9 protein-coding genes are annotated in these 12,548 nt (G+C 33.5%); 5 read left to right on the top strand and 4 right to left on the bottom strand.

Features of this window, described 5'->3' with window-relative positions; translation table 11 throughout:
- Positions 1 to 53: 53 nt before the first annotated feature.
- From F6K54_RS01470 to F6K54_RS01460, 3 genes are all read right to left on the bottom strand, one after another.
- Positions 54 to 1,424 (bottom strand): AAA-like domain-containing protein, encoded by a 1,371-nt coding sequence (locus tag F6K54_RS01470; RefSeq protein WP_293073463.1) that lies wholly within the window; start codon positions 1,422 to 1,424, stop codon positions 54 to 56.
- Between the two features lie 488 nt (positions 1,425 to 1,912).
- Positions 1,913 to 2,209, bottom strand: coding sequence for a hypothetical protein (locus tag F6K54_RS01465; RefSeq protein ID WP_293073461.1), 297 nt, complete (start codon positions 2,207 to 2,209; stop codon positions 1,913 to 1,915).
- A 530-nt stretch (positions 2,210 to 2,739) separates the two neighbouring features.
- Positions 2,740 to 2,928 carry a hypothetical protein gene (locus F6K54_RS01460; protein WP_293073458.1) on the bottom strand — a complete coding sequence of 63 codons (189 nt, stop codon included), beginning with the start codon at positions 2,926 to 2,928 and terminating at the stop codon, positions 2,740 to 2,742.
- Positions 2,929 to 3,770: 842 nt separating this feature from the next.
- Here F6K54_RS01460 and F6K54_RS01455 point away from each other — a divergent pair.
- The 5 genes from F6K54_RS01455 to F6K54_RS01435 all read left to right on the top strand — a co-directional run bounded on the left by F6K54_RS01455 (position 3,771) and on the right by F6K54_RS01435 (position 11,956).
- A complete protein-coding gene (locus tag F6K54_RS01455; RefSeq protein WP_293073455.1) occupies positions 3,771 to 4,658 on the top strand; it encodes an ABC transporter permease in 888 nt (295 codons plus the stop codon).
- A 143-nt stretch (positions 4,659 to 4,801) separates the two neighbouring features.
- Complete coding sequence (locus F6K54_RS01450) at positions 4,802 to 5,665, top strand: ABC transporter permease (RefSeq protein ID WP_293073452.1); 864 nt, start codon at positions 4,802 to 4,804, stop codon at positions 5,663 to 5,665.
- 830 nt (positions 5,666 to 6,495) lie between these two features.
- On the top strand, positions 6,496 to 7,572 hold the full coding sequence (locus F6K54_RS01445; protein WP_293073449.1) for a PotD/PotF family extracellular solute-binding protein: 1,077 nt from the start codon (positions 6,496 to 6,498) through the stop codon (positions 7,570 to 7,572).
- A 1,373-nt stretch (positions 7,573 to 8,945) separates the two neighbouring features.
- Complete coding sequence (locus F6K54_RS01440) at positions 8,946 to 10,040, top strand: patatin-like phospholipase family protein (protein ID WP_293073446.1); 1,095 nt, start codon at positions 8,946 to 8,948, stop codon at positions 10,038 to 10,040.
- Between the two features lie 776 nt (positions 10,041 to 10,816).
- Positions 10,817 to 11,956 (top strand): ABC transporter ATP-binding protein, encoded by a 1,140-nt coding sequence (locus tag F6K54_RS01435; RefSeq protein WP_293073443.1) that lies wholly within the window; start codon positions 10,817 to 10,819, stop codon positions 11,954 to 11,956.
- Positions 11,957 to 12,050: 94 nt separating this feature from the next.
- Here F6K54_RS01435 and F6K54_RS01430 read toward each other — a convergent pair whose 3' ends face one another.
- Complete coding sequence (locus tag F6K54_RS01430; RefSeq protein ID WP_366558019.1) at positions 12,051 to 12,359, bottom strand: DUF433 domain-containing protein; 309 nt, start codon at positions 12,357 to 12,359, stop codon at positions 12,051 to 12,053.
- Positions 12,360 to 12,548: the final 189 nt, after the last annotated feature.

Genomic DNA, 12,548 nt, shown 5'->3' with positions numbered 1-12,548 from the left:
CAAGTGAAAAAATTAACAAATATTTTCTACTACCTAAATCCTAAATTTCCCAACTACATACCAAAAAATACATTATAAAAGTATCGCCTGTATAAGTCACAACTAGGCAGGACTAAATTACCTTCTAATTGTACAACCAAGCCCATACTTTTTAACTTAAATGCCAGTACCTGCTCTAACTCTACAGGAGCTACAGTCCGCAATACCTGTTCAAAAGCTGTTTTCAGTTCTGGATATTGTTGCAGATTTTGTAAATGTTGGTGCAAATGATTACTATAAATACCTGTGTCTGTAGCTGCTGTTTTGATTAAGCTTTCTAAACTGGCATGATGACATTTAATATGATAAAAAGTAGTATTAATTAAAAAGGGATGACCTCCTACTAATCGCATTAGTTTATCTTGTTCTTGTGGTAATAAATCTATTTGATAACGTTCTGCTAATTCCTGGATTTGTCCGAGAGTAAATGGGGATAAATCTATAGCTATCCCCATATTAAAAGGTGATTTATTAATATTCATTGCAATATAAGCTTCTGTAGATTTTACTAATACTATCCGCAGTTTTTGCCAGAGCTTAACTTCCTTTGCTTCTCCATACCAAGAATGTAACATTGACAGAAAATCATTAGCTATTTCTGGAGACTGAAAAATATAATCTACTTTATCTATTGCTAAAACTATGGGATTATCTGTGATAGAAAGCAAATATTCTTGAAAGTATAAAGTGCAGCTTTCTATACTACCAATATCTTCGTCCCAATATTCATTCAACTTTGATTCTAGCTGTAATTTTCTGGTTACACTAGCACAAAACCATCTTAAAAATTTATTGATATCTTTGATAACTGTACTATCAACTCTTTGTAAACTTAATCGTACTGTATGATATTGTTGTTTGATAGCATAACTAATAGTTCTCATTAATAGAGAAGTTTTTCCCATTTGTCTGGGTGCTTTTATACGCAGAAACGATCCTGGTTTATTAATTTCTGAATAACATATTAATTGCTCCGCACGTTCTATATAATATGGAGAACCTATGGGGATTCTACCATCTAGTAATTTACAATCATTTATTTCGGAAATTTCTGAATATTGGATTGTATTTCTATTAATTAAGTTGGTCAGTGTAGGTTGCTTTCTACTTGTTTGATAAATAAATAGTTGTCTTTCTAATACAGAAAGGCAGTTAGTTTTGCTAATTCTTTCTTTGAGAATATTACTGAGCAATTTCCATAATTTAGGAGCCACATTTTGGCTAATATAATCTCTAGAGTAATCTGATTTGGAGGCTATTTGACTATAGGTTTCTCCAGATAAAGACAGTCGTAGAACTTCTCTTTCAATGTCTGACAGAGATTTACCTGTTTTAGCTCTTACTAACTCTTCAGTAAATAATGATATTGATTCGATAGCTGCCATACTAACTCCGACCCTCCACTTGATGAGGGTATAGAGCGATTTTTATAAAAATCATCAGAATCCATTTACAATTTGTATTATAACATACTATTTTTTCTCTCACACTTTTTAATTTACACTTTTACAAAAAAAACGTGCAGTTGAAAGCTAAGTGGCTTTAGCCCTTGGATGAAAACAAGTTGTGGGAATTTATTCCCAAGTATCCCAAAACGTTGGATAATACTAATAAATGTGAGTAAGAACAAGGTTTGTCCCATAGACTCTTTGCTAGTAGGGGTGAAACTCCTGTCGGGAAGAAATTAGTAGCATGGTTCTACCAAGACACTCGGCACAGACAAACAGGCAGCAAGGATAGGGATTTATAGCTCACTCCTTGAGTAAAACCACTCTAAAAGCGAGACAAAAGTAAGGGCGATGTATGTGGCATTATTGTCAGCATATTTGAGTCTGTAGGTGGTATATGAGCTACCACCACTGGAAAAAATTAATCAAGTCCAGTGACAGCTAGTGGCCTTTGAGAATCGTGTTTTTAAACCGATTCGGAACAACTGCTTAGAATCACCTGTACTTGAGTCGGGTGAGAAGTCAAATATAAATATATTATTATAGCTATAGCGGTTAAAAATAAGTTGTGAGATGGGTGTTGTCTCCCCTACTTGGTTATCATTCTCATTGGTATCATCAATCATTAGTTGATGGCTTATAGATATTTTGAAAATAGTTTTGATGTTTTGTATATAAGTAGGTAGGGTTTGCTGAAAAAGTCTGATGGTGATGATTGGCAACAGCTCATCTGGTAACAGTTCAGACTATCTGCTTTTGAGCTAGTAAATTCTCTTTTTTTATCAAAGGGACATTTTCTGTAAAGTATTTAGATCACTTATTATTCGTAACATTCTTTTTTCACATTCGTATTACAAAATCCTAAAAGCCTTACCAATCAATACTTTTGACTTTTGAACTTTGATTTTTAATTTTTGACTTTTGATTTCTGCATACCGACACTAGATCATTAAGACTAATGTCATACACTAATTCAGCAATACCTAAGATTTTTATACGATTATTATAATCATTATTAATCTATTTAAGAATAGAATTATCCAGACATTTGTCTATACATATCTATAAGTATTTGTCTCTATATAATTAATTTATTAGGGCGTGTTTGATTTTTTAAAGTACTTCCTTAAAAAACAGATTGAATAAAAAAAAATTCCAAAAATTTAATTTTTGGAAACTATAATACCTATGAAAATTTGTACGATCGCCAATCTTTTTCAGACAAGCGGATCGATATAGATAGAAATTATTTTTACAAAGAGCTAGAAACTACCCAAACCTTTGAGGTAAAGGATTTTGATGTAGATTGATCAAAAGCCATATTTGCTACTTGAGCTACAACTTTTACTTCCTGTATATTCCGGAAGTATCCTTTTCTTTTGGTTTTAACTATATGTTTTTTCCAAATACCTTCTTGATTACTTTTAGCGAAATTTTTCATCTTTTTTATTGAAGAGAGAGTATCTTTCATTTCCATAGAAAGCATTAATATTTTTTCTTCTTCAATTATGCCAATTACTACTCAGGATGAAAATATATAAAAGTTGATATCTTCGATTTTTTAAGATAGTCTATACCTTTATTAAATCTTTAAAAAAAATCTCTATAATTTTACGGATTCTTTGCATGGCATAGTTGCTTTGATTCGTAAAATTACCGATAATTTTTTTTTTGCACAAAACTGTTATTTTGTCAATATATAAAAGTTGATAGAATTTAAGAGTTTGGACCCTACAAGATCTAGATAGCAGTTTAAGATCATAAAAATGTAAATTTGTCAATATGTAAAAATTTATTTATATTGATACTCATCACTATCCGATAGTATTGTTCAGGTATAGCAAAGAAAGAGTTGGTCAGGAAATATACTGTAATGAAATTTAAAAAGGGAGATTTTTTCCGACTGTTGCATTCTGGAGATTTTTCCTGCTATCGGAGATATTTTGGCGATCGCGTAGAATACTGATAGTGATATCTCAGTTCTATCTATCAAGTAAGGATTATAGTAGTTTTTACTTAGCCGGACTTTAGATAGCGTAGGGTGCGAAGCGTGTGCAGAGGTACTGATAACTGATAACTGAAATGACAATCAGACTTTTTCAGGAGTAGGGGAGTAGGGGAGTAGGGGAGTAGGGGAGAATTTTTTTGCCCAACTATGCGCTAAAAATGCGCTCCATGCATGAGCATGAAGAGCTGAAAACCATGTACTTTTTCAATACCTAAAAAGGCTAAAACTTTTATCTGGTAATTATTTGAGATTTAATCAGCAAACCCTAATTAAATATGTGGCAAACTCATAAAAAACAATCAACATCAACCATTGAAACTCGGAAACTAACCAATTTACTAATTCTGTTATTTCCAGCAACTATCTGGATCTTAATTTTCTTCATCATCCCTTTAATAATTGTACTTATTTATAGCTTCTTAGAAAGAGGTACTTATGGTGGCGTTGTTTGGGAATTTACCCTAGATAATTATCAACGACTAGCTCAAGGAATATATTGGGGAATATTTGGGCGGTCTTTATTTTTAGCTTTAATTACAACTATTATTTGTTTACTAATTGGTTACCCCTTAGCATATTTTATTGCTACCCGTAGACCACCTTTGCGCAATATATTACTAATGCTAATAATTATCCCTTTTTGGACTAATTTTTTAGTTCGTACTTATGCTTGGATTGTATTACTTCGTACTGAAGGAGTCTTTAATATTGCCCTACAAAGTTTACAGTTAATAGATGAACCTTTGACTATTCTTTTTACTCCATTTGCCGTGATTATTGGTTTGGTTTATGGTTATTTACCATTTATGATATTACCCTTATATGCCACAATTGAACGTTTCAATTTTTCTTTGTTAGAAGCTGCTCAAGATTTGGGTGCTAATGATTTACGAACTTTTTTTCGTATAGTTTTACCATTGACAATCAAAGGAATAGTTGCTGGTTCATTACTCGTTTTTATTCCAGCATTTGGTGCTTTTATTACTCCTGATATTTTAGGCGGTGCCAAAACTATGATGGTGGGAAATCTAATTCAAAATCAGTTTATTAAAGCGAGAAATTGGCCGTTTGGTTCAGCCTTATCAATTTTATTAATGGTAATTGTATTAATCCCAGTTATTATATATTTCCGAATTTCAGAAGACAAAAAAAACTCACTCTAAAAACTATAGCAATCCTAAATAAGTTGTGACAAATCAAAAAGTAGATCAAAAAACTGAAACTTCCATCTGTTCCCTGTTCCCTATTCCCTGTTCCCTAAAAGCGGTAAGATTTTTATACACAAATAAAATAGGATTGCTATAGAATGAAACAATTAGATTTACTCATTCGTTCTCTTGGTAAATTTGGGTTATGGCTAAATGCTGCTCTGGGTTTTGCCTTTCTCTATTTACCAATTTTTATATTAGTAATTTACTCTTTCAATAATTCTCGTTTTAATGCTATTTGGCGAGGCTTCACTTTAGATTGGTATCGGAATTTATTACAAGGAGCAACTAATGACACTATTACTGATGTGATGATTTGGGAGGCTTTAAAAAACAGTCTTTTAGTAGCAGTAATTTCGACAATCATCGCCACAATTTTTGGTACTATGATTGCCTTAGCATTGGAACGTTTTCGTTTTCCCGGACGGACTATATTGGAGGCAATACTTTTTCTACCAATTATTATTCCAGAAATTACTATAGGACTTTCTTTATTAGTTTTCTTTTCTCTAAGTTTTCAACTAATAGAAAATTTTTTAGGCATTCGTCTAGTGCTAGGTTTACCAACAGTAATTATTGGTCATATAGCATTTTGTATCTCTTTTGTTGTGGTAACTGTAAGAGCGCGGGTAGCGGAACTTGATCCAGCTTTAGAGGAAGCAGCTTTAGACTTAGGTGCTAATGAATGGAGAACCTTTTTTCGTATTACTTTACCTTTGATTTGGCCGGGAATTTTTAGTGCTGCTTTATTAGCTTTTACTTTGTCACTAGATGATTTTGTAATAACTTTTTTTACTGCTGGAGTAGGTTCGACGACATTACCATTATTTGTTTATGGTATGATTAAATTTTCAGTAACACCAGCAATTAATGCTATATCTACTTTGATGTTAATAGCTTCTTTAATGTTGGTAATATCTGCCCTTTTTGTTGAACAATTAGGGAATCAAAAAAAGACCTAAAATAACGTAAGCAAACAGCCGTCAGCTAGCCTCCTATCGGAGGAACTGCGTTATCAGCCATGAGCTATTAACTTAATTGCCCTTTTTTTGAGTAATCAGAGTTAAAAGATTTAACAGAATTAAAAGTCTGAAATAAATTAGCTACTTGCTTACGACTCAATATTACTCAAATCCCCAAACTACTAATTCCTTAAAGCTGACGTAAGCATTCAGCCGTCAGCCAGCCTCCTACCGGAGGAACTGCGTTATCAGCCATCAGCTATTGCTTTTAGTTTAGGATAAAAGCAATATTTAATTGTCTTACTATAAAAGTTGACTCCCTTGCCCTTAAAGTCTATTTTAATTTAGACACTGTCCTTAAGGAGAGAGTCTTGTTGCTGTTAACGAAGTTCCTCCGGAGGAGGCTAGCTGACAGCTAATAGCTGTTTGCGCAGCATTCCGTAGGAAATGCTTACAAGCTGACTGCTAATGGCTGTTTGCGCAGCATTCCGCAGGAAATTCTTACAAAATGACTAAGAGGATATCTGAAAAGTTGTTTAGGGAATAGCAGAAAATAAATTATCCCAATTTTTGTACTTAGTATCCTTAACTAGCTACTCTCTACTTCCTTACTTTTTCAATTTCTTCCCTACTGCCTTACTTTCATAGCTAATGGGATAATTTTTTATTTTGAAGTCCCTTAATACTGAATTTTGCCCCCCTAGCCCCCCAATTCTGGGGGGAAAAAGAATCCATTAGCTGGTAAAAGTCCCCCAATTTTGAGGGATTTAGGGGGCTTTGATATAGCAAATGAGACTTCTTAGATAACCTCTAAATAAATATCTGTAAATATGAAAAAACTGATTACTTTTCTGCTGCTATTTACTATGGCTGTAATTTTACCAATAGGTTGTAGTAATAATAGTCCTAATACTTCAGAAATTAGCAATAATAACATCCTGAGTATTTATAATTGGTCAACATATATTGCTCCTGAAGTAATTACTGAATTTGAAAATAAATTTAATGTCAAAATTAAATACGATACCTACGAAAGTAATGAAGACCTCTATGCCAAAATCAAGCCAGGAAATCCTGGTTATGATGTAGCTTTTCCGGGTGATTATATGGTGGAAATTATGGTGTCTGAAGGATTGTTAGAAGAACTAAATCAAGAAAATATTCCTAATATGAAAAATCTCAATGAAAAATTTATTAATCCTCCTTACGACCCTGGAAATAAATATAGTATGGCTTATCAATGGGGCACAATGGGAATAGGCTATAACATCAAAGCTACTGAAGGTGAAATTAATAGTTGGTCAACTATGTTTGACCCTAAATTTAAAGGCAGAGTTGCTCTATTAGATGATATGCGAAGTAGCTTTTCAATTGCCTTAATTTCCCTTGGTTATGACCACAATACAACTAACCCGAAAGAAATTAATGAAGCTAGAGATTTTCTAATTAAAAATAAAGAAGCGATCGCTGCTTTTGCGCCCGATACAGGTCAAAATTTATTAGACCAAGGAGAGGTAGATTTAACCTGTGAATGGAGTGGGGATATTTTCCAGATTATGAAAGAAAATCCCGACCTTCGTTACGCTATTCCCAAAGAAGGAAGTGTTCTTTTAACTGATAATATGGTTATTCTTAAAGGCAGTAATAATAAAGAGCTTGCAGAAAAATTTATTAACTTCATTCTCGAACCAGAAATAGGGGCAAAAATTTCCAATTTCATTAAGTATGCAACCCCAAACCAAACTGCAAAAGATTTAGGTTTAATCGAACCTGTCGATTTGAATAATCCTGCCATTTATCCCCCACAAGAATTATTTGCAAAACTTGATTATATTCAAGATGTTGGTAAAGCCACAATTCTATATGATGAAGCTTGGACAGAAGTTAAATTAGGAGTTGGTAATTAGTAATTTTTAGCTCAACTTTAGAGAGAGATTTATATTAAAAATAACGTAAGCATTCAGCTATTAGCTGTCAGCTATCAGCAACAAGACTCTCTTCTTAAGGACAGTGTTTAAATTAACAACTGACTTTAAGGGTAGGGGAGCCAACTTTTGTAGTAAGACAATTAATAAAGCCTTTTATCCTAAATTAAAAGCAATAGCTGATAGCTGATGGCTGACGGCTGAATGCTTACAAAATAACAGGGAAAAAGGAACAGTAGGAACACATTTCTCTGCCTAAAAATTACTATCAATCTATTTATAGCTATACAGCAGATTTCAACCTAATGCGGTACAATTATTTTTCCCTTTTTTTCAATATTTATCCCTTCTTCCTTCTTTCCTTTTCCTTCTTTCGTAGGGACGTTGTATGCAACGTCCCTACCATTTGTAACAAACATTTCTCAAATTAGTGCGATACAGTTATTTTTCTTTGTTTCTATCCCCTGTTTTCCGAATTACTATTCCCTAAGCTGTTGTACATTTAAAGCACTTATATCATGTCCAGTTGAATAGTTATAAATAAACGACGGAGGAGTCAGGAGTCCGGAGGACAAAAAGAAGGAAGAAGCAAGAAAAAAGAGAAAGTTTTTTTTATCACTAATTATCCGGACATAATATTATTTGTTGTGTACTTAATTAAAAGTACAACCTCCTATTACTTCCGACTTTTGACTTCTAACTTATGAATTGCTAAGGGGCATTTTAAATGCGTCTTAGTCTGCTCCATACTCCCTAAAAAAAAGGAATTTTGTACTTCACACTTCTTGGGAATTGCTATATATCAATGATAGAATTGAGTAGTTCAATAATTATATTTAGGGCTTGCTGAAAAAGTCTTATGGGTGAAGGTAGGAGACAGGAGACAACCCACCCCTCGCCCCTCCCCCTCCCAGGAGGGCAGGGCTGTTTCATTCTCCATAGACACGGGGACGCGGAGACACGGAGACACGGGGATAGGGGCTTTTAAGCGGCGTTGAAACAAATATCATCTCAGAGCTTAACGACGCTTATTAGCTGAAAAATCGGCAAATTTTGACAAATTTCACTGTTCCTCTATGTCTATTACTCCCATTCTCCCTAAATCGTTAATATACTATACTTTGAAATAGTCCTGCTCCCAGGAGGGGGAGAGGAGAAATGGGAATTTGGAGGAGGTAGGAGCGGGCGTTTTTTCCCAAGATTGTTCTGCCCAACTCTTGAGCAAAATCCTGAATTTTTGAACCATTACCACCTAAAATCTCGCACTTTTTTCAGGTCTAAAATTGCTCAAATCAATATCAGTCAATAAGCGCGATATTTAATCAGCAAACCCTATTTATAAAGGCAAAACTATAATGACTTTCAAAATTCTTAGTTTAGATGGCGGTGGAATTCGTGGAGTAATTGCAGCACGAATTCTGATAGAAATTGAAAAACAAATTAAAGAACAAAAAGGTCAGTCTTTACATCAATACTTTGACTTAGTAGCTGGTACTTCCACTGGTTCAATTATCGCAACGTTAGTTGCTACAGGAACAGAAAGCGCTAATATTCTCAAACTATATCAGGAAGAAGGAATCAATATTTTTCCATACCAAAGTCGCTTATCGCCCAAAAGATTACCCTTAATATTGAAATATGGAATTTCTGCTCCTAAGTTTTCCAATGAAGGCTTAATTAAAGTCTTGAAAAAATACTTTTTACGACAAGATGGAACAGCAATTAGACTTCAAGAAATTAATGAAATAAACTTATTAATTGTAGCTTACAATATGTTTTTGGAATCTCCGACTATTTTTGTAAATAATCATCCAGAAATACCTAAACAAACCATTTGGTATGACAATCTCCCTCTGTGGGAAATTTGTGCTAGTTCTTCATCAGCTCCTACTTATTTTCCAGCTTATGAATTGAAAAATGGAGACTTGAGTCTACCACATATAGATGGAGGAATAGCAGCAAATAATCCCACATTAGCAGCAATAAGTCATGGAATTAAACTAGGTCATAAACTAGAAGATATTTCGATAATTTCTATTGGCACAGGTGAAACTAGCCAGCCATATAGTTATAAGCAAATAGTGGAATGGGGACTAGCTGAATGGGCAATCAAACTAATTGATATATTGATGAATTCTCAGTCTTCAGCGAATAGCCTTGTAGCAGAACAAATTATGTCTACAAAGAATCCTGAAGGTTACTTACGTTTACAGTTTGAATTAAATAATATTTTTCAGCAAGGAACAAATAAGAAAAAGGTAATTAACTCTTATATAAATGAAAAAGTAAGTGAAGCAATAGATGATGCTAGAGAACCTCAGATTAATCAACTAATCAGAGTTACAGAAGCATTTATTGAGCAAGGAAAAGTTGCTTATGTAGACTTAGAAAATCAAGTAAATTATCCCTTAGTTAAAGAAGCGATCGCCCGTTTTATTAATCTTAATTAGGGTTTGCTGAAAAAGTATGAGTGGTAAGGGGAGGAGTCAGGAGTTAGGAGTTAGGAGTTAGGGGAATTATAGAGGAGGTAGTTGGAAAAATTATCCCTGGATTGTTCTGTCATAATCATCCCAAAATACTTACTTTTTGTAGCTCTGAGGCACTGAAAACCAGGCACTTTTTTTGCTCCTAAAAAGACTAAATCCTTCATCTGTAAATGCTTTGAGATGTAATCAGCAAACCCTAATTAGTAAATAATAAATCTGTAGATAATTTGTCCCTAGTTTAATTAATACTATTACGCTTGCAGGACTGCCAAAATATTATACAGTAGCATTTTAAATGCTTGAAAAATACCAGAATAAATAAGGAAGAATGAAAAATATGACGTTGTCTGAGATTTAAGTTTTTTATACCAATTTGAAAAAAGAACACTATGCTTACAGCATTTTTGAGGATAGTGAGGTACAGTTATAAGACCATTTATTCCTTCCCTGTTCCCTAGAGCAATAAAACTTTGTATCTCATCAACTCAATAACTGGTGTAAGTGATACTTCAATTATTAAGTAATTAACTCATACTGAATAACTTTCTTGATAATTAACACGCCAGTTATTGTTAATTATTCTTATTTTTATATAAAATACGGTTATATAATATATGTTTATAATTCTATAATTACTTCAATCTCCCCTACTCCCCTACTCCCCCACTCCCCTACTCCCCTACTCCCCTACTCCCCCACTCTCAACTATATAATAAGTATTTAACCAGATTTGATATAATATGCTATCTCAGACCGTCGAACTCATCAACATATCCAAAGTATTCAAAAGTCAAAATCAAAAAAAATTTATCGCTGTAAATAATATAAATCTCCAAATAAAAAAATCGGAATTCTTTTCTATATTAGGTCCTTCTGGGTGTGGTAAAACAACCACATTAAGAATGATAGCTGGTTTTGAAATGCCCACATCCGGAGAAATTTATATTCAAGGTCAACTAATAGGAAATAGTCCGCCATTTCATCGCCCAGTCAATACAGTTTTTCAGAATTATGCTTTATTTCCCCATCTCACAGTGGCAGAAAATATTGCCTTTGGATTAGAAATGGAAAATATTTCACGCCCAGAAATAAATCGTCGGGTAACTGATACTTTAGCTCAAGTAAAATTAACAGATATGGAAAGACGTTATCCCCGACAATTATCTGGTGGACAACAACAGAGAGTCGCCTTAGCAAGAGCATTAATTAAACAACCAGCAGTATTATTATTTGATGAACCTTTAGGTGCTTTAGACTTGAAATTACGCAAAGAAATGCAGTTGGAATTAAAGCAAATGCAGCAAAGGTTAGGTATTACTTTTATATATGTTACTCACGACCAAGAAGAAGCTTTAACAATGTCTGACCGAATAGCAGTTATGTACCAAGGAGAAGTTCTACAAGTAGGAACTCCGGTCGAGATTTATGAGCAACCAAAAACTCGTTTTGTGGCTGAATTTATCGGAGAAAGTAACTTTTTAACAGGGCGAATAACTGCACATCAAGAGGATAAAAGTTTGGTGCTAATAGATGGAAATTTACCATTGTTAATATCCGCAGTTCATCATCTGCCAATAGATACAATTATTACCTTAGTTGTCAGACCGGAAAAAATAGAAATTTACCCATCAACTTCTACAGAAAAAGCAGATTTTTCAGGGATAATAGAAAATATTGTTTATATTGGTACAGACACTCGTTATGTAGTGCGTTTAACAGACAAAACTAAGATAGTTATCCGCAGACAAAATATTAATCCTTTTCATCTGAATCAATATGCTATAGGTGAGCAAGTTAAAGTTAATATTCCTGTGGAAAATATTAGTGTACTGGAAGAAAATTTGTCAGAAAAAGAAAGGTTGAAGTTGGGCAAAAATTAGAGTCACCAAGTCACCAAGGATTGAAATCCTTGGCTAATAGCTTAAGTCATCTCAAAGATGACTTCGATTTGTATGACATCTTTTTATATAGTGGTTAATACCTTTGATAATTTTTTGAATTAAAGATGGTTTGTTGCCTTGTAATTTTTTGGCAAAAGCTTCTCCCTCTTCTAATTTGTTGCCTAATTTCTGCTCGATGATCATGGTAATAAGCTAAAGCTGCATAAACATCTGCTAGGGTAATAGTAGGATGGTGATAAATAATTTCATCCGGCGACATTCCCATTCTTTCATGCCAAATAACAATATCTTGAACCTTAATTCGATGTCCGGCAATACGAGGTTTTCCATCACAAATACCCTCAGTAATTTCTATGTGCTGTGAGATAATTGAAGAAGACATAATTACCGAATAATGAATAATGAATAATGAATAATGAATAATGAATAATGAATAATGAATAATGAATAATGAATAATGAATAATTAAGAGTTGATAGTTAATAATTATTTATTCAACAATTCACGCCTTGAAGCCTCCCCTTTTAACGGAATAAAATAAAAAAAAATCCTTTTAGTCAATCCTATCCGT

Source organism: Okeania sp. SIO3B5, from assembly GCF_010692555.1.
GTDB lineage: Bacteria > Cyanobacteriota > Cyanobacteriia > Cyanobacteriales > Microcoleaceae > Okeania.
The sequence above is the reverse complement of the archived record's forward strand: the minus strand, read 5'-3'. Positions and strand labels throughout refer to the sequence as shown.

What these genes read in the sequence shown, in the direction of transcription:
- F6K54_RS01470 (WP_293073463.1), bottom strand. Translation starts at nt 1,424, where the DNA reads ATGGCAGCTATCGAATCAATATCATTATTTACTGAAGAGTTAGTAAGA.
- F6K54_RS01460 (WP_293073458.1), bottom strand. Translation starts at nt 2,928, where the DNA reads ATGAAAAATTTCGCTAAAAGTAATCAAGAAGGTATTTGGAAAAAACAT.
- F6K54_RS01455 (WP_293073455.1), top strand. Translation starts at nt 3,771, where the DNA reads ATGTGGCAAACTCATAAAAAACAATCAACATCAACCATTGAAACTCGG.
- F6K54_RS01450 (WP_293073452.1), top strand. Translation starts at nt 4,802, where the DNA reads ATGAAACAATTAGATTTACTCATTCGTTCTCTTGGTAAATTTGGGTTA.
- F6K54_RS01445 (WP_293073449.1), top strand. Translation starts at nt 6,496, where the DNA reads ATGAAAAAACTGATTACTTTTCTGCTGCTATTTACTATGGCTGTAATT.
- F6K54_RS01440 (WP_293073446.1), top strand. Translation starts at nt 8,946, where the DNA reads ATGACTTTCAAAATTCTTAGTTTAGATGGCGGTGGAATTCGTGGAGTA.
- F6K54_RS01435 (WP_293073443.1), top strand. Translation starts at nt 10,817, where the DNA reads ATGCTATCTCAGACCGTCGAACTCATCAACATATCCAAAGTATTCAAA.
- F6K54_RS01430 (WP_366558019.1), bottom strand. Translation starts at nt 12,359, where the DNA reads ATGTCTTCTTCAATTATCTCACAGCACATAGAAATTACTGAGGGTATT.